Source organism: Mesorhizobium sp. CCNWLY176 (assembly GCF_037153935.1).
In the GTDB taxonomy this organism is placed as follows: domain Bacteria; phylum Pseudomonadota; class Alphaproteobacteria; order Rhizobiales; family Rhizobiaceae; genus Mesorhizobium_M; species Mesorhizobium_M zhangyense.
The window spans coordinates 84,206-105,103 of record NZ_JBBBDZ010000004.1; the positions used below are offsets into that span (position 1 = coordinate 84,206).

At 60.1% G+C, this 20,898-nt stretch carries 19 protein-coding genes; 6 read left to right on the forward strand and 13 right to left on the reverse strand.

From position 1 onward, the window contains the following. Positions 1-59 precede the first annotated feature (59 nt). A complete protein-coding gene (locus WBQ96_RS08110) occupies positions 60-2,138 on the forward strand; it encodes a sigma-54-dependent Fis family transcriptional regulator (RefSeq protein ID WP_336549028.1) in 2,079 nt (692 codons plus the stop codon). Between the two features lie 93 nt (positions 2,139-2,231). Here the strand turns inward: WBQ96_RS08110 and WBQ96_RS08115 are convergent, their stop codons facing one another. From WBQ96_RS08115 to WBQ96_RS08150, 8 genes are all read right to left on the reverse strand, one after another. Continuing rightward, positions 2,232-3,275, reverse strand: coding sequence for an NAD(P)-dependent alcohol dehydrogenase (locus WBQ96_RS08115; protein WP_165119377.1), 1,044 nt, complete (start codon positions 3,273-3,275; stop codon positions 2,232-2,234). A 46-nt stretch (positions 3,276-3,321) separates the two neighbouring features. Then, the gene (locus tag WBQ96_RS08120; protein ID WP_336549030.1) at positions 3,322-4,953 is read right to left on the reverse strand and encodes a molecular chaperone GroEL; all 1,632 of its coding nucleotides are present in this window, start codon (positions 4,951-4,953) and stop codon (positions 3,322-3,324) included. Positions 4,954-5,028: 75 nt separating this feature from the next. Next, positions 5,029-5,826 carry an iron-sulfur cluster assembly protein gene (locus tag WBQ96_RS08125; protein ID WP_336549032.1) on the reverse strand — a complete coding sequence of 266 codons (798 nt, stop codon included), beginning with the start codon at positions 5,824-5,826 and terminating at the stop codon, positions 5,029-5,031. 4 nt (positions 5,827-5,830) lie between these two features. Then, positions 5,831-6,853, reverse strand: a complete 1,023-nt coding sequence (locus tag WBQ96_RS08130; RefSeq protein WP_336549034.1) for an amidohydrolase family protein — start codon at positions 6,851-6,853, stop codon at positions 5,831-5,833. Between the two features lie 75 nt (positions 6,854-6,928). After that, positions 6,929-7,300, reverse strand: coding sequence for an MmoB/DmpM family protein (locus WBQ96_RS08135; RefSeq protein WP_091913101.1), 372 nt, complete (start codon positions 7,298-7,300; stop codon positions 6,929-6,931). Between the two features lie 16 nt (positions 7,301-7,316). After that, on the reverse strand, positions 7,317-8,375 hold the full coding sequence (locus WBQ96_RS08140) for an aromatic/alkene monooxygenase hydroxylase subunit beta (RefSeq protein ID WP_165119373.1): 1,059 nt from the start codon (positions 8,373-8,375) through the stop codon (positions 7,317-7,319). Between the two features lie 48 nt (positions 8,376-8,423). Beyond that, positions 8,424-9,485 (reverse strand): NADH:ubiquinone reductase (Na(+)-transporting) subunit F, encoded by a 1,062-nt coding sequence (locus WBQ96_RS08145; protein ID WP_336549037.1) that lies wholly within the window; start codon positions 9,483-9,485, stop codon positions 8,424-8,426. Between the two features lie 52 nt (positions 9,486-9,537). Then, complete coding sequence (locus WBQ96_RS08150; protein ID WP_197716844.1) at positions 9,538-11,211, reverse strand: aromatic/alkene/methane monooxygenase hydroxylase/oxygenase subunit alpha; 1,674 nt, start codon at positions 11,209-11,211, stop codon at positions 9,538-9,540. Positions 11,212-11,775: 564 nt separating this feature from the next. Between WBQ96_RS08150 and WBQ96_RS08155 the strand changes: the two genes are divergently transcribed. The 4 genes from WBQ96_RS08155 to WBQ96_RS08170 are packed head-to-tail and all read left to right on the forward strand — an operon-like array spanning position 11,776 to position 13,924. Next, on the forward strand, positions 11,776-12,249 hold the full coding sequence (locus WBQ96_RS08155) for a hypothetical protein (RefSeq protein WP_336549042.1): 474 nt from the start codon (positions 11,776-11,778) through the stop codon (positions 12,247-12,249). Between the two features lie 12 nt (positions 12,250-12,261). Then, positions 12,262-12,576, forward strand: a complete 315-nt coding sequence (locus WBQ96_RS08160) for a hypothetical protein (RefSeq protein ID WP_336549043.1) — start codon at positions 12,262-12,264, stop codon at positions 12,574-12,576. Between the two features lie 14 nt (positions 12,577-12,590). Beyond that, positions 12,591-13,718 (forward strand): WD40 repeat domain-containing protein, encoded by a 1,128-nt coding sequence (locus WBQ96_RS08165; RefSeq protein WP_336549045.1) that lies wholly within the window; start codon positions 12,591-12,593, stop codon positions 13,716-13,718. A 32-nt stretch (positions 13,719-13,750) separates the two neighbouring features. Continuing rightward, positions 13,751-13,924, forward strand: coding sequence for a hypothetical protein (locus tag WBQ96_RS08170; RefSeq protein ID WP_165119369.1), 174 nt, complete (start codon positions 13,751-13,753; stop codon positions 13,922-13,924). Positions 13,925-14,498: 574 nt separating this feature from the next. Here WBQ96_RS08170 and WBQ96_RS08175 read toward each other — a convergent pair. Beyond that, the gene (locus tag WBQ96_RS08175; protein ID WP_336549048.1) at positions 14,499-15,152 is read right to left on the reverse strand and encodes a glutathione S-transferase family protein; all 654 of its coding nucleotides are present in this window, start codon (positions 15,150-15,152) and stop codon (positions 14,499-14,501) included. Between the two features lie 87 nt (positions 15,153-15,239). Further along, positions 15,240-15,923, reverse strand: a complete 684-nt coding sequence (locus WBQ96_RS08180) for an SDR family NAD(P)-dependent oxidoreductase (RefSeq protein WP_336549050.1) — start codon at positions 15,921-15,923, stop codon at positions 15,240-15,242. A gap of 234 nt (positions 15,924-16,157) precedes the next feature. On the opposite strand from WBQ96_RS08180, the gene WBQ96_RS08185 reads away from it, so the two are divergent. After that, entirely contained in the window at positions 16,158-17,081 is a 924-nt protein-coding gene (locus tag WBQ96_RS08185) for a Bug family tripartite tricarboxylate transporter substrate binding protein (protein ID WP_336549519.1), read from the forward strand. 129 nt (positions 17,082-17,210) lie between these two features. Here WBQ96_RS08185 and WBQ96_RS08190 read toward each other — a convergent pair whose 3' ends face one another. From WBQ96_RS08190 to WBQ96_RS08200, 3 genes are all read right to left on the reverse strand, one after another. After that, positions 17,211-18,419 (reverse strand): NAD(P)/FAD-dependent oxidoreductase, encoded by a 1,209-nt coding sequence (locus WBQ96_RS08190; protein ID WP_336549051.1) that lies wholly within the window; start codon positions 18,417-18,419, stop codon positions 17,211-17,213. A 67-nt stretch (positions 18,420-18,486) separates the two neighbouring features. Then, complete coding sequence (locus WBQ96_RS08195; protein ID WP_336549053.1) at positions 18,487-19,686, reverse strand: CaiB/BaiF CoA transferase family protein; 1,200 nt, start codon at positions 19,684-19,686, stop codon at positions 18,487-18,489. A gap of 35 nt (positions 19,687-19,721) precedes the next feature. Further along, complete coding sequence (locus WBQ96_RS08200) at positions 19,722-20,897, reverse strand: acyl-CoA dehydrogenase family protein (RefSeq protein WP_336549055.1); 1,176 nt, start codon at positions 20,895-20,897, stop codon at positions 19,722-19,724. Between the last annotated feature and the right edge of the window lies 1 nt (position 20,898).

Genomic DNA, 20,898 nt, shown 5'->3' on the forward strand with positions numbered 1-20,898 from the left:
GCACGCCCAATCCGACAGCATACAGAAATGGCATACCTCAAAGGTTCTGTGATGACTGAATGAAACACGCGAGCGGCCCCAACCAGATCAAGACCGATACCCTTCCGGCCCGTACATCGATTGGCACCGGCCAGTTGGCTCTGAACGACGCGGACTATGACGAGCGTGCCACGATGCGCGCCTGGGAAAATTTTCTGGCCGACGAGCCAAAATGCGCCCGCGATCCGGTTCACGTCCGCTCCCTGATCCATGAATCCTGGTATCGCAGCGCCACCGGCGGCATCAACGCCCAGAGCATAGAAGCGCCGTTAAGCAGTGACCGCGACGAGATCGAATATCTGACCCGCACAAACGCCGAACTGCTTTCGGCAGCGCAGCGATCATTCGCGTCGCTCGGACAATTGCTCGACGGGACGGGCGCAATGCTGGTCCTCGCTGACAGCGACGGTGTGCTGATCGACGCCATCGGCGACAAGAAAACCCTCCATGACGGCATGGATATTCATCTTGGCATCGGCGGCAAATGGAACGAGGACGCCGTCGGTACCAACGGCATCGGCACCGCGCTCTGGACGGGCAAGCCGATTTTCGTGCATGCAGCCGAACATTTCTGCGCTGGCATCAAATCCTGGACCTGCGCCGGCGCGCCGATCCGTGATCCGCTGGATGGAAAGATCATCGGCGTTGTCGACCTGTCGGGCTATTCGCCGATCTTCCGCCCGCACAACACCGCGCTCGTCGCCGCGACGGCAAGGCAGATCGAAAAGGCGCTCGCCGAACAACAGCAGGAACAACGCACTCGCCTGCTCGAAGCCTTCATTTCATCAGCCCCCAGCTATCGCAGCAAAGACGGATTGGTGATCATGGATCACCGGGGACGAGCGATCTTCTGCAACAACGTGCCCGATGGCGAGACAACCGAAATGCGGGATGGCCCGATGGAACCGGGTCGCGGCCGCTGGCTCATGAACCTGCCGCCGAGCGGCTCCGAAGACGAGCTCGCCAAGGCGCTGCCGCCGCATCTGCGATCCTGCCACATCACGCCGCTGAAGCTGGACGGAAATCTCCGCGGCGCAGCCCTTGTCTTCCCCTCGGGACCGGCCATCTCAACCGTAGCCGTCATAGACAGGGAGGTGAACAGGCACCTGCAAGCGGCCACGACGAAGATCGTCGGCGAAAGCGAAGAGCTGCTGGCAGCCGTCGATATCGCTTCTCGCGTTGCGCGGTCGAGCGGCGTCACATCGTTGTTGATCGAGGGCGAAACGGGTGTAGGCAAGGAGCTGTTTGCGCGGCTCGTTCATGCCGGCAGCCGGCGCACTTCGAACGACCCTTTCATCGCGATAAATTGCGGAGCGATCACCAAGGAGCTGTTCGGAAGCGAGTTGTTCGGTCACGTGGCCGGCGCCTTTACCGGTGCTTCACGCGAAGGCAAGCCGGGTGTCTTCGAACTTGCCAATGGCGGCGTGCTCAGCCTCGATGAGATCGGTGAGCTGCCGCTCGAGATTCAGCCGTTCCTGCTGCGCATTCTGGAAGAGCGCGTGGTCCATCGCATCGGCGACGCAAGGGGCCGCCCGGTGGACGTCCGCCTCATCGCCTCGACAAACCGCGACCTGAAACAGGAAGTCGCGGCCGGACGCTTCCGCAGCGACCTCTACTACCGCATCGGTGCTGTCTCTATCCATGTCCCGCCGTTGCGAGACCGGGGCGAGGACGTGCTGTTGCTGACCGAGCATTTCAACCGGCAGATCGCGGCTGCAGCAGGCGAAGACCCGCTGGAATTCTCGCACGATGCGCTCGATGCCCTGCTCGCCTATCGTTGGCCGGGCAATGTGCGCGAACTGAAGAACCTCATCGAAAGGCTGCATGTGCTGGCGCGGGGCCGAAACGTTGGGCTCCGGGACCTCCCCAAGGAAATCACGACGCCCGTTCCTGAGCGCACCAACATGCCTGCCGATCATCCAACCACCGGGACCGAGCAGCTCGGCAGCACACTCGTTGACGCAGAGCGCCAGGCGATGAAGAACGCGCTGGCAGCGGAGGGTGGCAATCTCAGCCGTGTTGCGCGCAGGCTCGGCATTTCGCGGCCGACGCTTTATCGCAAGCTCGACCAGTACGGCATCCGCCGCGGCTTCGTCTGAGTCAGCACAAAAAGAACCCCACGGCATTGCACCGTGGAGTTGGGGAATTGTGGCCGATAGATCTGGCAACCGGACTCCGCGATCGGGCTGGCCTTACGGCACGATGACGCCACGGCCCGTGAACCGCCGGTTCTTGAAATCGTCGAGTGCGGTGTTGATGCTGGCGAGATTGTATTCGGTGTAGTGCATCTTCACCTTGCCGTCGGCGTTCAGCTCCATCAACTCGACCAGCTCGGTAAAATTGCCGACAAGGCTGCCACCGATATTGATTTCCTCGATGACGAGGTGCGCGGTCGGCACATTGATGTTGCCGCCATAGCCGACGACGAACAGTTGCCCGCCCTTGCGCACCATCTTCCAGCAGATGTTCTCGACGCCCAGTTCACCAACGAAATCGATCACCACATGCGCGCCGCCGCCGGTGATCTGGCTGACTTCTTCAACGATATTCGGGCCTCCATCGAGAACAAAATCCGCGCCAAGGTCCTTGGCCAGCAGCTGCGCGGCCGGCTCGCGATCGACTGCAATGATGCGGCAACCCGAGATCGCATGCAGCGATTGCAGCGCGATGTGGCCGAGCCCGCCAATGCCGAGCAGGACGCAATAACTGCCGGGCCGCAGCAGTTTCGCGGCGCGCTTGGCGGCACGGTAGGCGGTTATGCCGGCATCGGCCAGCGGCGCGACCTCGATCGGCGTGATGTTGGGGTTGAGCTTGATCAGCGAGCGTTCGCTGGTGATGAAGTATTCGGCGAAACCACCGTTCATGCCGAGGCCCGGAAATTGCCCGTTGTCGCAATACATGTCTTCGCCGTGACGACAGTTGAGACAGATGCCGCAGGAGCGGAACGGGTGGCAGATCACCGCGTCACCACGCTTTACCGACCGGACGCCGCCGCCGACTTCCTCGACCCAGCCGGCATTCTCATGGCCCATGATGTAAGGCAGGAGCGTGCCTTCCGGGTCCATTGTCGGTTTCCAGATGCCTTCGATGATATGGAGGTCGGTGCGGCAGAGACCGGCAGCCCCCACCCGCACTATCACCTCGTCCGGAGCCGTGATCGTGGGTGCTGTGACCTCCTCGATCTTGAGCTGGACGTTCATGTGCGGATCGTATTCGTAAAGTCTGGCAGCTTTCATCGTCGTATCCTTTCAACGTCGAAATCGTTCCCGTGGATTTGCCGCTTCAGGCGCGGCCGAGCTTTTCCGAACCACCGCCGCGCGCAGGGCCGGCGGTCGGATCTTCGTCCTCGGCGAGATCGCCGATGAGCGTTTCGGTGGTCAGGATCAGCGTTGCCACCGAAGCCGCATTGGCGAGCGCGGTGTAGGTGACGCGAACAGGATCGATGATCCCCGCTTCGAACATGTTCTGGTAGCTGCCGTTGGAAGCGTTGTAGCCATAGCCGCCATTGACGCGGGTGACCTCGGCCACGACCGCGTCGGGATCGGCACCGGCGTTGACCGCAATGCGCCAGAGCGGCCGCGAGAGCACCGATTTCACCAGGCGCACGCCTTCGGCGACATCGCCTTCGACACCGGCCGCCACCTTGTCGAGCAGCGGCGCGATCTGGGCAAGTGCGGAGCCGCCACCCGCGACCACACCCTCTTCGGAAGCGGCGCGCACGGCATTCAGCGAATCCTCGATAAGCTGAATGGTCCGCTTCTGCTCCACCGGCGTCACGCCCCCGGCATAAAGGATCGCGGTGCCGCCGGAGAGCTTGGCCAGACGTTCGCGCAGCTTGTCCTGATCGATGTTCGGCGGTGAGGCTTCATACTGCCGCTGCACCTGGGCGCGGCGCGATGCGATCGCGTCATGGTCACCGCCGCCGCGAATGATCGAGGTATACGACGAACTCGTCTTGACCCGATCAGCCGTTCCCAGATCCTCGACTGTAATGTCCTCGAGCCGGCCGCCGAGATCGCGCGCGATCACCTTGCCGCCGGTGATGATCGCCAGGTCCTCCATCATCGCCTTGCGCCAATGGCCGTATTCCGGCGGATGCACGACGAGGTACTTTCCCGGGCCCTGCTTGCCGAGCAGCGTCACTACCACCTCAGGCGACATTTCCTCGGACACGATCAGCAGTGGCCGTCCATCCTGATCGGCAATGCGGCGCACCGCTTCAAGCTGTTCGGGCTCCTTGATCTTGAGGTCGGTCATAAGGATGTAAGGCCGCTCAAGAACAGCCTCCATCTTCTCCTGGTCAGTCACCATGTGATGCGAGAGATAGCCGCGTTCGAAGGACATGCCTTCGACCACGTCCAGCGTGGTCTCTGTGGTCACGCTGAAGTCGGTGGTGATGACGCCTTCGGCACCCACCCGCTCATGCGCTTCCGCCACCAGCGCACCGAGCTTCGTGTTGGTCGCGGCAATGTTGGCGACCGAGGCGAGGATGCCGTTGCCCTTGGCCGGCTTGGCCGAGCCCTTGAGCGCGGCCACCACCGCAGCCACGGCAATATCTATCCCCTTGCAGAGATCGACCGATTTGGCGCCGTGTTCATTTGCCTCGATGCCGCCCTGTATGAGTGCGTTGGCCAGCACGATGGCCGTCGTCGTGCCATCGCCGGCAACCTCGTTGGTCTGCATCGACACCTCACGGACCACCTGCGCGCCCATATTCTCGAAGCGGTCGTGCAGTTCGATCTCGGAGGCGATGCTGACGCCGTCGCGGGTCACTATGGGTGTGCCGATCGGCCGGTCGATCATGGCGTTCATGCCTTTGGGACCGAGCGTCGGCTCGACGGCGGCTGCCAGCCGGAAGACACCACGGGCAAGCGCACGACGGGCCTCGGAATTGTGAAGCATAATTTTGGGCATGATTCCTCCTTCCGCCTTACGGGCGGGTTGTTGGTTAGGGGCCTCGTGCCAGGGAGGCCGTTGTTTCAGCGCAGTTCAGATATTTGGGGCGGGCTCGACCGGCACCCGGTCCATGATGAAATCGACCAGCGTCGGTTCACCATCGACCACATCCAATTCCTTGTATCTCGTGTGCTTGAGCCCACGGCAAAGAGCGCCGTTGAACTCCATGTTGATGCGCACGCCGCGCAGTTCGGCGAGATGCGCGGCCATGGCCGAAACCGGGATTTTTTGTCCCTCCCACGTCAGGAAAACAGGATCTTCGACACGCCGCACGGGGAAACGCTCCAAGAGCGCTGCCCGGTATCTCGCCTTCTGCTTGGCTGCTTCTTCCATTCGGAATCGGGCGCGGTCATAGGCAACCAGATCCATGCCGAGAATTTCCTGATCCGGCAGACCACACTGTCTCAGGCTGAGCAGCACCGCTTCCTGCCGCCGCTTGAACGCCTTCATCGCGAACGTTTCGCGCAAGGTGCCAAGATCGAGGTCGCCGGCCAGCTCACCAAATATGTCGCCGAAGGATTTGCCGGCTTCCATGCCGCTATTCACCTCTTCGGCGAACATGTGGTCGTGAAGCGTGACCCGATAGACAGGCGACCAGGATAGCCGGTCGAGCACCTTGCGCACGCCGTCCAGCATCAGAAAGGCGAAGTTGGGCGAGCACCAGTAGGTTGGAAGGCGGAAATCGACTTCCACGCTGCCGTTGCTCGCCACTTTGGCGCGCTCGACGAAACCCATCTCGGTGACGGGTTCGTCGAGTTCGGGATCGTTGACCTCGCCGAGGCGCCGCCAGAGTTCCCTCTCGCGGCTGCCGGAAACACTGGCGGTAGTCATCGCCCTACTCCGCCGCGATGCTGAAGGGCGAACTGGCGAGCGCCTTCTTCTTGGCTTCGATGTCGATGTCGTAGAGGCGCGCGGCATTCAGGCCGAGGATCTTCTCCTTGATCTCCGCCGTCAGTTCGACGCCGCGTTCGCGGGCGATATCGTCCGGCAGTTCCATGGCCCACAGCCGCTCGACCAGCCAGCGTGGCGTCCAGATCGCATAGTCGGAGCCGAACAGGATCTTGTCCGGGCCGCACCAGAACAGCAGTTCCGCCAGGACTTCGGCGAAATAGCGCGGGCGCGAATGGATGAAGGGCAAAGCGACAGCCAGCCCGGCATAGACATTCGTTTCCTGGACGGCGATCCAGCAGAAATCATCGAGGCGCGGCAGGCCGCAATGTTCGACGATCCAGTTGAGGTTCTGGAAATCCGTTGCCGCATAGTCGACGTCATGGACATCGAACGCGTCCTTGTTCAGCGGGATGATCGTCGGACCCTTGTGAACGTGGACGTTCTTGATACCGAGCTTCTCGCAGAGTTCGAAGCATTTGTAGGCTCTGGGGTCGTTGAGTTTCCAGCCCTTGGAATCCCCGTTCCATTCGGCCGTGTACATTTTCACGCCCTTGATGTCGTAGGTTTCCTTCATGTAGTGGATGTATTCCAGCGCCTTTTCGCCGTCGCGCGGATCGAAGGAACCGTTGACGATGAAGCGTTCCGGATAGCGCTTGGCCACCTCTGCGTTGCGCTCGATCGTGTTAAAGCCGTTCTTGTAGAAGTCCTTCAGATAGGTCGACTGAATGATTGCAACGTCGTCCGGTCCGTCGATGAACAGGTCGCGATAAAGATCGTCGGCGCTGTATTTTTCGAACTTGCTCTTCTCCCAAAGCTGCTCCTTGGGGCTGAGCGCAGTGTGGTAGGCGTAGAAGCACTCGACGAACTGCTTGCCGTGGATATTTTTCTGGTTCTCCGGGCTGCCGTCCCAGAAATGAGTGTGGCCGTCGACCACGAAAATATCCTTGCCTTCCGGTGTTCTGTACATTGTTTCCTCCGCAACAATCGGATTGATCGATGCGGCGCGCCACAGGTCAGCGGCGCGCCCGATTTTTTTTGGCGGCTATTCGATGTATTCGAACATCTCGCCCATATCGCCGAACAGGATCACGGTGTTGTCGTCGACGCGCACCATCCGCCCGTAGTGGGTGGAGGTGTTGACCTCGAAGGTTTCCGCCGTCATCTCGCGCCCGAGATATTCGCTGATCGCGTCCATCTCGAAGATCAGCTTGCCGGTGCCGTCGATGCGGATCAGCGCCGGCTGATAGGTGATCGTCACACCGGGTTTCTGACCCATGAATTCGGCGATTGCCCTGGCCTCGACGGAGTCGTTCATGGTGACGCCGCACTGGTGCGAAATCGTCTGTTCGAAGGTGATGTCCTTCATCGCCTTGAAGATGTTGGAATGGGTTGCGTCGCGTGCTGCTAGTGACATGACAATTTCTCCTGTGTCAGCGCTTGAGGCCGAGTTCGCCGAGGATCTGGCCAATCCGTTCCTCGGATTTGGCGCGGACATCCGCGAACGCAACCGGCTTGGAATGCGGCATAGACCAGATCGGCTGCAGGCCGGTGGCTGCCTTGTCGGCGAGCGCGCCGTGCTTCTTGACCCAGCCCTGGAAAAGCTTGCGGTTGGCCGCTCCATGCTTCTCGTCATTGGCGAGGATGTGCATGAGGTCGATCGTGTTGGCGAGGTTGCGCTCGTAGTCGGCTTCGGCTGCCGAAATCACCGCCGGCGTGATGAAGTCGTGGTTGGCGGCCGCGATCTGCATCAGGAAGCCTGAGCGGAACACTTCGCCAACCAGAGGCTCGAAGACGATGTTGATGGCGAAATACTGCTCGAGATAGTCGGTCGCGCCCATGATGGTCTCCACGGCTTCGCGCGTGCCCTGCCAGTTCTTGTCCTCGAGCCAGGCCTTCTTGCCGAGTTCGTCGTCCCAGCCGGGCAGGTCCATGCCGATCTCGGCAAGGTAGAGCGTGATGTCCTGGGCAAGCCGCAGCTTGTAGGACGAATTGGTCAGCGTCGCGTTGTTGATCATCTGGGTGTAGCCGTAGCGCTGCGCCTGCATCAGCGAGGTGCCGAGCCCGAATTCCGCATGTTTCCAGGCGCCGAGCTGCGTCTGCAGTATCTTGACCCAGGCCTGGTCGAAGGTCTTGGGCGTACCCGACTTGCGGGCGTTGTTGATGACGCTCTGCACCATCGTCTCGATCTTCGACTGGCGCTGATAGTGCGTGCGTTCCCATTCCTGATCGGGCGCGCGGAAGGCGTGCCAGTCGGAGCTTTGAGCGGCGGTGTTTTGTTTGACATAAGCGCCGTTGCCGTCAGCAAAGGAGATGATCCAGTTCTGGATCAGATAACGCTCCGGATCGGGCTGAACATCGACCGTCATGTCCTCATAATGCGTGGCACGCTGGCCTTTCGGATCGAAGTACCGGTATTTCCGGCTGTCGGAGTCGGCGAAAATCGCCGCGCCGGCGGCTCCGGATCCGACTGAACTCGAGGTTGCAGGCATAGTCTTCACTCCCTTGTTGCAGTTTGGTTGCGGTTGCGCGGGCAGCCCTCAATGAGCCGGCGTTGCACCTGCCGATGTGGTGAACTTGTCGAAGAAGATCCGCTCCGTCTCAAACCCGTTCATGAACAGGACCGGCTGAAGCGCGTCGATCATGGGAGGCGGGCCACAGGCATGGACATCGCCCTGCCCGTCGACCGCCAGTTGCTTGAGCGTGGCATCGACGCTCTGGTGGACGAAGCCGCGCTCGCCTTGCCATTCGGTGTCGTCAGCCGCGTGCGACAGCACGGGGATGAAGGTGACATCCGAATTCTGGCCGACGAGTTCGGCGATCCTCTCGAGATAGAACAGGTCGTTGCGGGTCCGGGCGCCGTAGAAGAAATAGACGGGTCGCTTTTCACCGCTTTTCAGATGGTCGTTGAGGATCGACCAGATTGGCGACATGCCGGATCCGGCACCGACCAGGATCAAAGGTCCTTGCCGTTCATCCCGGCGGAAGCAGGTTCCGTAGGGTCCGACGACGGTGACTTCGGCACCGGCCTCGATTCCTCCGGAGTCGAGTTCGCCGGAGAATTTTCCCTCAGGGTATTTTTTGATGATGAAGGAAAGTTTTTGGGTTTGGTCCGGCGTATTTGCCATGGAGAACGAGCGCGTAATCGTCTCCCCTTTTTGCGTTGTAACCGTGATGTCGACATATTGCCCCGCCCAGAACTTCATTGGGGACCCGAGTTCGATTTCGATACCGCGAATGTCGTGGGTGAGATGCTCAATGCGAGCAATCCGGCCCTTGTAGGTCTTCACGGCGATCGCTTTCGCCAAGATCTCCTCGTCATAGTTGAGAAGCTCGACTTCCAGGTCGGAGTAGGCGATGCAGCGGCACAAGAGTATGTGCCCGCTCTCCTTCTCCATGTCGTTCAGCGCGAAGGTAGAGTATTTCAGCATGTCGACTTCGCCATCGAGCAACACGCTTTTGCAGGCCGAGCATTGCCCTTCCTTGCAGCCATGCGGCAGGGCGATGCCCTGGCGGAACGCGGCGTTAAGCACCGTTTCGCCATGTTCGACGTCGAATTCGACGTTGACCGGGCTAAGCCTGACCGTGTGGGTTTCCGACATACGGACCTCCAGTGAAAGGAAGGGGGCGGTGAGGCCCGCCCCCTCTGTCTGATCAGTTGCAGGGGTTGATCGTGAAGCCGGCCCGGTATTCAGCCAGATGCTTCTCGCGGTCCTCCGGCGACATGGCACGAAGCGCGTTGAGCGGCGAACCCAGCGTGTTGCCGCGCACGTCGTCGAGCGTCCACATCTCCTTGTCGTCGAAGCGCAGATGCGGCTGCGGAACCAGCGTCTTGCCGTCGGAACGGACGAAGTTCAGGTCCTTGATCGCATCCGCCAGATCCCAGCCGTCATAGAGCGTCTCCCACTCGCGCTTGCCGCTGAAGCGGCCCATCGCGGGCGTCGGACGGCCCTCGTACTCGTCAGCGAAGGCCACTGTGGCGGTCCACTTGTCGAGTTCGTGGGCGAAGGTGTGAAGCTGGCCGTCGATCTCGCCGACCACCATGTCCTCGCGGATCAGGCAGGGAACGAGGCAGGACCAGCAGCGGTGCGGATAGACATAGCCCACGTCGCTGTTGAACAGCAGCACCTTCTCGCCCTTGTGGCTGAGCTTGGCGTACCATTTCCAGAAATCGCCGAATTCGGCATACCAGCCCGGATACTTGTGCTCGAACCACTCAAAGTCCTTGTCGGTCTGGGCTTCGATGCGCCAGAAATTGACCGGCCAGCCGACCGCGAAGAACTGCCCGACCTTGTGGACGTAGTTCTTCTTGGTGATGCGTTCCCAGGCTGCCTGGACGTCGTCATGATGGACCTTGATGCCGTACTTCTCGAGCGGCAGCATGTAGGTGCGATAGTAGTCCTCATAGATCCAGCGGTGCCACATTTCCGCGTAGGACTCCTTGTTCTTGTCGCGGTTTGTGGTGCCGTATTCGATGAAGGTGCCGATGGCGGCATCGACGATCGCATGGTTCTGCCAGAAGGCATAACGCAGGTCGCGCTCGAGCAGCAGGTGGTTCTCAGGCTCCTTGAGTGCAGCCATTAGCAGCGAGTGGCCGTTGCCGATATGCCGGCTTTCGTCAGACTGCACCGACAGGAAGACCGTCGGCAGCGCATAGTCGCCGTTGCGGGCAGCTTCCGAAGGCATCGCGACGAACAGCGTGTTGGTGAAGGCCGTCTCGGCCACCACGGTCAGGTACATGCAGGCGGCGGTCATCGTGTCGCCGGTGATGAACCCCTCCGCGAACTGGCGGCCGATGGTCGTGGCGTAGCACTTTCCGAAGGCTTCCTCGGTGATGTCGAAGCCGGCCGGATCGATGTAGTTCTCCATGTACCATTTCTTCAGGTTCATCTGGATCGTCGAATGCCGGAACTCGTCGATCATCTGCATGGTGAAGCCGGTACGCAGCTCTTCGCCGGGTGCGATACGCGCGACCATCGCCATCGAGCGGGCCGCGGAAATTTCCGGGAAGGGAATGATGGCCAGGAAGAGTTTCATCCACTCGACCCAGCGCGGTTCCACGTTGCGGAACATGTCGCCGCGCAACGCCGCATCGAGCGCGCCGTAGACACGGTTGTCCTTTTCTTCCTGCATCGGGAAATAGGACCGCAGAACCTGCTTCATCGGATCGCGCGGTGTCTTGTTGATCTTGTAGTCCGTCGGAAACGTCATCGCTTCCTGGACGTAAGAAGGGTTCCAACCGAGATCGGAAATCTTCTTGGTTGCCTCGCCAACGGAGATTCCGCGCTGCGAGGTAATCTTGTTGAGCGTCAGAGACGTCATAGTCATAAGCCTCCACCAGGTTTAAGCCGCGGGCCTATCGACCCCGGCATGAAGCGGTGCACGGCACCGCCAGTGAAAGTGCGAGCGGCATGACAATGGATCGCGCCTTCAGGCACGACTTGCGTCCGGCCATTCAAGTGGATCGCGGCAAAGGTATTCGAGGCGTTTTGCAGGAGGTCCGCCGGGCGCCGCACATTGCTGCGGGCGTATCGAAGCGGATAGTCTTTACCCCTGCTCCCTCCGTTCCTTCGTTCTTTTGGCACCGCGTAAAACGCGGTGGGCTTCTTATGCAAAATGGTAAAGCAAAGGCCGTGCCAGTTTCAAATCGCGCCGCAGCCCGAACACCCGCGATGAATTCGCAACTCTTTTGCGAACAATAATTTGGTCAACTGTAACGTTATTTTACATTTGTATATTACGGTTGTAACTGTCAAAGGCTTTTCGCATATGCGATATATTACTTAGCAAGTGCAATATAATTGAAATTATATATCATCTATTCAATTCAGCGTGTTTCTCTACTATTTGAAGTCGAAGCCCTGAGGCGTCGCTGCGCAAGAAAGAGAAATCATGCCGAACGATAAGGACAGCCGAGGGCCGCCCTCGCCCATGTCGGATCAGGCCGACGGCGTCACCGGCGATCTTGTCAGGCTGATGCCGCGCGACCTGGTTTTTGTCATGCGTTTCATGGGCGAGAGTCAGCACCGCCTTCAAAGCCACTTTCAGGACTTCATCCGGGCCGAGCTTGCCGCCGGCGGCGTCACCACGGAAACGCATCCGATGATCCATCTGTTCATCGAGAGCCATGCGATCCTGCTGCGCGACTTCGTGTTTTCCGGTGTTTCGCTGTCGCGCCAGTTCCGCGTCGATGAAATCGAGCGGCTCACCGGCGACACCACATCGATGATCCGCGTCGACATTTGGGACCAGCTCAAGAGCCACATCGAAACGGCTGAAAAACAGTTCCAGTCACAGGCTGACGGCTTGCCCGGTCTGCTGACGGCTTTCGAAAAGCCGGACGGGCCGGTGCCCGGGAAGAAGTAAGAGGAGGTCTCGATGAAGGATCAAGCTGCCGCGCGTGAAGCGCTGCTGATCCGACGGCTGGCTCTCGTCGCCAATGTATCCGCACTCACCGCCGAGGCCCTGCGGCTCAACCAGAAGCGCGCCGGTATCGATATGGATGTGCTGCGCCTGGAACTCGAAATCGGCAGGAACGGCACCAGCGAGCAACTGGTGCAGGATTTGCATGGGGCACAAGAGAGCGCCGAGGCGATCATGCAAGAATGCGCGGCGTGCGAGGAACGCATCATTGCTGCCGAGAGCGACGTCGAGGATGTAGATCGCAGGCTCGCGGCGACGGTTACAGACTGACAAAGGGAATGGCCATGAACCAGCAGGCGATGCAAAATCTGACCTTGTTCGATCTGCTGGCCCGAAGCTGGCTGCGTCCATCGGCCGTCTCCGATCTGCGCTTCAGCGTAGATGGCTCGACTGTCGCCTTCACATCCGTGGACGGAACCGTCGCCATCGCCACGGTGGCAGACCAGGAACCGCCGGAATCGCGGATCAGGGTGAGCAGCGATCTCGGTCAGACGACGATCCGCCCGCGCGAAAAGCCGACGGTGCCGTTGATCGCCACTGCGGCACTGGCCGACGGCGATGTGCCGCTGACCGCCTATCTGGGCTCCGGGTTCCTGGTCGGCACGGCTGCGGGCGAAGTGCAGCATCTGACGGCCGGCGGCGAAATCGCTGAGATCCTATTCAAGATCGACGGTCCGATCATGGCCATCGAACATAGCGCCCGCGCGGGTGTGACAGCCGTCACCAATGCGCAGGATATCTACCTGTCGCGCGGTCACAACGATGCCGTGAAACTGGAACACGGCGAGGCGTCGCCCACAGGTGCACTCTCCTTTTCGCCGGACGGGCAGCATCTGGCCTGCGGTTCCGGTAACGGGCTGTCGATCTGGTCGACCGAAGGCAACGCCGCGCCGATGCGCCACACGCCCCTTTCAGCGCCCCCGGTTTCGATCCGCTGGAGCAACGACGGCTCTTGGCTGGCCTGCGGGCTCGAAACAGCAGGCTTCGCTCTGGTCGGCATGGCCGACGGCCGCAACGGCATTGTCGCGGGATTTCCATCGCCTGTAAGAAGGGTGTGCTGGAGTTCACCGGCAAATGCCCTGTTCGCGTCGGGCGCATTCCGCATCGCCGGCTGGTCGATGGCGGCGCCGCCGTTCGATGGAGAAACTTCGGGCGCGCTGGAGACGGGTCGCGCCGGGCTCGTGCTGCTCGAAACGATAGCGGCGCATCCGGAGAAAAAACTCGTCGCCGCAGGTTATGCCAACGGCCAGATCACCATCGCCCAGATCGGCACGCGTGATGAACTTCTCGTCAGGCCGTTGGGCAGCGCGGTGACAGCACTTGCCTGGTCCGGCGACGGGCATCATCTGGCGATGGGCACTGTCGACGGCACCGCCGCGATCGTCACCTTTCCAGCGCAGATGTTCAAATAGCGGAAGCACGCCACATCAAACAGGAGGATGAAATGCAGACCGAACTTACTCCCGAAGAGAAGAGCAAGGACGTCTTCTTCGAAAGGCTCGCCGAACTGTCGGAAGAGATGGTGGCCAAGCACGGCAAGGATTTCAGCATGGGGGCCTTGGTGCTTGCCGCGCGCTGGATCGCCGAAAACCGCATTGGGCAGTTGAAGACCAACTAGGGCTCGGCTCCGTAACTGGGATGAACTCCTCCATGCCTCCCACCTCCGTCCCAAGCTTGCTGCTCAGCCGTCGCGATGCCCTAATCTCTGCCTCGGCACTTGCCGCGAGCTTCGCCTTTCCGCTGGCCACCGCGCATGCTGCGGAGCTGCGGGACGGGCTCTCGGATTTGTCCTAAGTCGGGCCATCACGTCCCCAGCCGAGCTTCGAGCAATGCGCGATGGACGACCATAGTGATGCGGAACGTCCACTCGCTATCACTCCACGGCAGGTTCCCAGGCACGCCTAAATCCCAGCCTGCCGTAATCGTATTCCTTTGCATCTTATACGACTTCTGTATGCGGTGAGATGAAACCGATTGCGACAAACGAGCGTGCTCTGCAGCGGATTGAAGGTTCTATCGAAGGACATTGATAGTCGATGACGGTAAAAGAAGTCATCATTGCGCATTTGCGCGACGATGACTGATGCCCTACCCTTCACGCGCAGACGTTGCACTTTGGCATGGATTCACCGGTGGACCTGAATGCTGATCATTTTTGACTGCACATTCGGTCCTCTAGCCTGGCGCTTGCGTTATCCCTCGCGCATTTTCATGACCGACTGGAAATGCGGCCGCGCCGTTACCGCATTGTACCATTTGGCGACCAAGGGATAGCGCTTGAAAAGCTCGGATGCGTTGCGCGCATAAAAGATGACCATGGCAACGTTGACATCGGCCACGGTGAAGCGAGATCCAATGAGATTGCCAGTTTTCGACAGGGCTTTTTCCAATACCGAAAACGGGCCGTCGAGATTTTCTATGGCAGCCTGCGCCTTCGGGGTTTGCTGCCAACCCTCGTTGTTGCCCATGTTGCTCTCGTGAACGGTGATGGCGTAGGCTTCGCACTCGTTGGTTGCCCAGAAAGACCACATGGTCATCTGCCCCTCCTCGCCCAGATCGACCGGCCCCAACGGTCCGCCGTATTTGCGGCCGAGATAGAGGTTTATCGCCATCGATTCCCAGATCGTCACATCGCCGTCGATCAGTGCGGGAATGCGGCCGTTCGGATTGATCGCCAGGAATTCCGCGTCGCGGGAGGTCACTTCGTCAGGCAAAGTCCTGTTGTAGGTCTGTACGATTTTTACATGTTCGAACGGTATGCCGAGTTCCGCCAGAAGCCAAAGGTTGCGCATCGCACGCGAGCGTGCGATGCCGTAGAGCCTTAAACCGGTAGTGCCCGCAGTCATGAGATTACCTCGATGTCTTTATGCTCGCGACATCGCGTGCGGGCTTGGATATTCGCGGAGAAATCGACCCGGGTCCCAACCCTTGGATCAGTAGGTAGCGCGGCCGCCAGACAGATCGAAAACCGCACCGGTCGAGAAGGAACAATCATCCGAAGACAGAAAGCTTATCATGGCCGCGACTTCATCAGGCCGGCCGAAGCGGCCCATGGGGATTTTCGACTTGGCCATTTCGAGTGTCGCCGGCGCCATCTGCTTGAGAAGCTCGGTCTCGACAGCCGAGGGCGCGACACTGTTGATGCAGATGTTCTGCTCCAGATACTCGCGTGCGATGGCCTCGGTGAAGGCGATCACGCCAGCCTTTGCAGCCGAATAGCAGGATACGGTCGGAACGCCCTCCTTGCCGGCCATCGATGCGATGTTGACGACGCGTCCGTATCCGGTCCTTGCCATCTCCGGCACAACCGCCTTGCAGGTCAGAAACACGCCGGTCAGATTGATGGCGATCACCTTGTCCCAGAGATCGAGAGGATAGTCCTCCATCCGATGGTTCGATCCGGAAAAACCTGCCGAATTGACGAGGATGTCGATCCTGCCGAATTCGGCGATCGCGGCCTTGGTTGCAGCGGTGACGCTGGCGCTGTCCGTGACATCGACGACAGCGCTGCGCCAATCTGCGTGTTCGGCGACAACCGTACTTGTGTGACGGTTCCTCTGGAGAGGCTTGTTCCAGAATAACTTTATTGAAAATATTTGACTATTTTTATTCGACAATATTATATTAGGATTGATCAGCTCAGAGCCTGAGCGGCTAAAGACAAAAAACTCTGCGGCTGGCAGATGCTTGGTCGTGCGGTCATGACGCCTCCGGAATGAGACATCCTAAGTATCTGAATAATTTGATTATTTATTGAACTTCGCCTTTGGCGACGAACACGGGAGGAAACCATGCTTCGCAAAAGACATTGGCGGCTTACGCTGTCTCTTATCCTCGCTGCCGCGGTGGGAATGACGATCCACTCGGCATCGGCACAGCAGTATCCGGAACGGGAGGTTCGGGTTATCGTGCCATTTTCGGCTGGCGGCGGGACAGACCTTGTTACGCGAATATTTGCCCAAGCCCTTGGCGACAAACTCGGCAGGCGGTTCTTCATCGAAAACGTAGCTGCCGGGGCTGGTGGATCCGTCGGCAGCAGGCAATTGTCGGAAGCCGAGGCAAATGGTTACACGATCGGCACCGGGACAAGCTCTGGCATCGTCAATCTGGCGATGGACCAGAGCAGTTTCAACTCATTGAAGGAACTTGAGCCTATCGCACGCTATGGCGCAACCACGCTGGTGCTCGCTGCCGATCCAAAGCTGCCGTTGAACTCCTTCTCGGAGTTTGTCGCATATGCCAAGCAGAATCCGGATCTGGCTTATGGTTCATCCGGCGTCGGAAGCACGACGCATCTCGCATTTGAAATGCTGGCCTCGGCGATCGGTGTGCGGCTGACGCACGTCCCTTACCGCGGCGAAGGAGCCGGCATTGTCGATCTGATGTCCGGTCAAATCCAATTGATGCTGCTGAGCCTTCCGGCGGCGCGCCAGTATGTCCAAAGCGGTGCATTGAAAGCCCTCGCCGTCACATCGGTCGAACGCTTCCCCGCCCTGCCGAACGTGCCGACCCTTGTCGAATCCGGGCTGAAGGATTTCGTCGTCGATGCTTGGTATGGCCTCTATGTTCCGAAGGGGACGCCGGCTACCGTCACAGAGCTGCTGGTGAAGAGTGTCAACGATATCCGCGCGGACCCCGATATCTCGAAGCGACTACTCGACAAGTTGAGCTTCGACACGTCAGGTTCGGACGATCCGGCAGCGTTTAAGGCCTACATGGAAAAGGAGCTCGAACGCTATTCCGCGGCGGCCAAGACCACGACGGCGCAAAAATAAAACAAACGAAATCCGTTGGTTAGACCTGGCGACCAAGCCCAGACTCTTATCTCTTATGGAGCTGGGTTCGCCCGTCTTGTCATCCGTGACACGAAAGAGTGCGCGCGCCTTTCCGCTACAACCAAGTCTTCAAAGCAGCGTGGCGGGATCGAATTCGGGATCGGCAATCTGCTCGAAGCGAGGCGACGCATTCTTTTGCAGAAGCCGCCGCGCCAGCATGTAGGACCGTGGCTCGTTCATGGCATCGACCGACAGCAGGCGATCATTCTCGAAGTACCAGACCGACTGGCTACGGTTGTCGGCCGAGGGGCGGACGACGGTGCGATCATAGCCCTGGTTCAGCCCGGCGATCTGCAGCTTGACATCGTACTGATCGGACCAGAACCAAGGCTGCGGAAGGTAATCCCGGTCCATTCCAAGGATGTTGTGGGCGACAATGGCGCCCTGGTCGTTGGCATTCGGGACGCTTTCCAGTCGGATGCACCGTCCCTCGAAAGGCAGCGAGCAACAATCACCGACCGCCCAGACGCCCCTTGCGGAGGTCTGCCCCCTGGCATCCACTCGAATGCCGTTCTCGACGCCGATCCCCACCGCTTCGGCCAAGGCGGTTCGCGGCAGAACGCCAACGCCGATCACCGCCAGGTCGGCGGGAAGCTGTCTGCCGTCGATGAGGTCGGCGCCGGAAATATGGCCACTGCCGGTCAGCCGCAACAGACCTGCGCTTTCCATGATCTGAACGCCGTGCGCCGCATGAAGCTTTCGGAAGAAGTCGGAAGTTTGCGGTGCGGCGACGCGTTGCAAAATCCGGTCGGCCATTTCCAGAACGGTGACTTCCAGACCGCGCGAGCGCGCAACTGCCGCAACTTCGAGCCCTATATAGCCGCCTCCGAGGATCAAAAGCCGCCTGCCGGACTGCAACTCGGGTCCGAGGCGCAACGCGTCCATCTGGTTGCGCAGATAGTAGAGGCCATCAAGGCCGCCGCCCACTTCGGGTGGCAGCGGACGCGGCGACGCGCCTGTCGCCAGGACAAGGTCATCGAACGGGAGCTCGCGCACCGCCAGCCGAACCTTGCGCGCGACGAGGTCGACAGCTTCGACCTGCTCGCCAAGAAGCAGCTCGATCTTCTGATCCCTGTAAAAATCCAGCGGCTTCAGGAGAAGCCGGTCGTCGTCTAGCTTGCCGAGCAGGTAGGCCTTGGAGAGCGGCGGCCGCTGATAGGGCGGCAGGGCTTCCTCGCCGATGAGCGTCACATCGCCATCGAAGCCAAGACGGCGCAACTGCATGGCGACGGCGAGCCCGGCCTGACCCGCGCCGACGATAACGATACGTCTAGTCATTTCACCAACTCTGGGAGTGAAAAATAAATGCCGCCCCGAGCTTGTACTCCCGGAGCGGCAGCGCCTGTCAGATATGACCGCCGACGCGCAACGCGGCGACTTCGTCGTCAGTCTTGCCAAGGAATTCCTTGTAGACGAGATCGGTATCCATCCCCAGTTCCGGCGCGGCGCGCCAGACTTCGCCCGTATGGTTGGCGAGCTTTGGCACGACGTTCTGCATGCGCACCTTACCGAGTTTAGGCACCTCCAGTTCGATGATGCTTTCGCGTTCCCTGAAAGTCTCGTCCTCCAGAATGTCTTCCATACTGTAGATCGGAGATGCGACGACGCCGATCTCCTTCATGGCAGCCATGCATGCGTCGATGCCGCGTTTGGCGATCCACTCGCCGAGAAGCTTGTCCAACCGCTCGGAGTTTTTGGCCTGATCGGCACGGGTGACATAATCCTCGGCCGGCTCGCCGACGAGCTTTGCGGTGTTCGAGACGGCGCGGGGCGTGCCTGAAGTCACCGTCAGCCAACGCTCGTCGCCTGTCTGGTACATATTGATGACGGCAGCCGGCGCGGCTGCTAGCTTGTTGCCCATCCGCTCGGGCGCCGTGCCCAGCTGGTCATGGAAGATTACCTGCCATTCGATGAGGCGGAACAGCCCGTCATAAAGCGACAGGTCGATCCACTCGCCCTTGAAATCCGGGTCGGTATGCTTGCGGTAGAGCGCGGCCTGTATGGCATAGGCGCCCATCAGGCCCGTGACAGAATCCCCGTGGGAGAAGCCAGTATGAACCGGCGGTCCGTCCGGAAAGCCTGTCAGGTGGACCACCCCGCTCATGGCTTCGCCGACCTTGCCGAAGCCCGGCTCATTGCGCCGCGAGGAGGTCGCGCCGAAGCCGGTAACTTGCAGAACGATGACCGTTGGGTTGATCTTGTTGAGCGATGCGAAGTCCAGTCCCCATTTCTCCAGCGTCTCTACACGGAAATTGGTGATCACGACGTCCGCCCAGGCGGCCAGTTCCTTGGCAAGTGCACGGCCCTCGTCACTGCGCAGGTTCAGCGTGATGGAGCGCTTGTTTCGCGCTGCCATCTGCCACCAGAGATGCACGCCATCCTTAGCCGGGCCGGCCGTGCGCTGCGGGTCGCCAACGCCCGGATCCTCAACGTGGACGACGGTCGCGCCGAGGTCTGCCATCAGCGTTCCGGACAATGGTCCGGCAATCACATGCGCGAATTCCACGACTTTCAGCCCTTCGAGGGCACCTGATTTCTTGGTCATTTTCCTCATTCCTTTAAGATTGATTCAGACGCTGCTCAGACAGCGTGCAGTTCCAGCAGCCGCCGAGCGATCAGCAATTGTTGAATTTCGTTGGTGCCTTCCCCGAGGATCAGCAGCGGCGCGTCCCGGTAGAGGCGCTCGACCATGTATTCCTGCGAATAGCCGTAGCCACCATGGATGCGCATCGCCTCGATGGCGCAGAACTGGGCCGCCTCGGTGGCGTAGAGCTTCGCCATTCCGGCCTCCAGGTCGGCGCGCTCGCCCGACGCTTTGCGGCGCGCAGCGTCGAAGGTCAGCAGTTCTGCAGCACGGATCTGCGTACCCATCTGGGCAAGCTTCATCTGGATAGCCTGATGCTGTGCGATCTTGCGGCCGAAGGTCTGGCGTTCCTGCGCATATCGGATCGCCAGTTCGAAGGCACAACGGGCGACACCAACCGCGCGGGCTGCGACGTTGACCCGGCCGAGTTCGACGGCAGCCATGAAATATTTGAAGCCCTGCCCTATCCCGGCTTCACCGCCGAGCACCGCATCGGCGGGCACCCGGTAACCGTCAAAGACGAGCTCTGTCGTCTCCACCCCCTTGTAGCCGAGTTTCCTAAGGTTCGGCGGGATCGTTAGGCCCGGCTGATGCTGGACGCCGGGCTCCTTTCGAACGATGAAGGCGGTCATGCCCTTGTGACGGGGATTGGCCGATGCGTCAGTGACGGCCAGGAGCATGATCATGCTCGAGCGCAGACCGTTCGTGCTCCACATTTTCTGGCCGTCGATCCGCCAGCCGCCATCTTCCGTTCGTTTCGCCGTCGTCCGGATTGACTGCACGTCGGAACCGGCGCCAGGCTCCGTCATCGAATAGGCAGCACGCAGTTCGGCGGTCGCCATCAGCGGCAGCAGGCTCTGTTTCTGCTCCTCGGTTCCGAAATTCTGGATCATCCATGCCGCCATGAAATGCGTGTTCAAGATGCCACTCAGCGATATCCAACCACGCGACAGTTCGGCCACGACAAGCGCATAGGTCATCAGGTCCAGCCCGAGGCCGCCATGCTCTTCGGGGATAGTGATCCCGAAAAGGCCCATCTCCACCATCTGTTCGTAGAGAGGCTGCGGAAACTCGTCCGGCCTGTCGTATTTTGCGACGTTGGGCAAAACATCCTTGTCGACGAATTCTCGCACTGTGCGCAGGATGGCTTCCTGCTCGGTTGTCAATTCCATT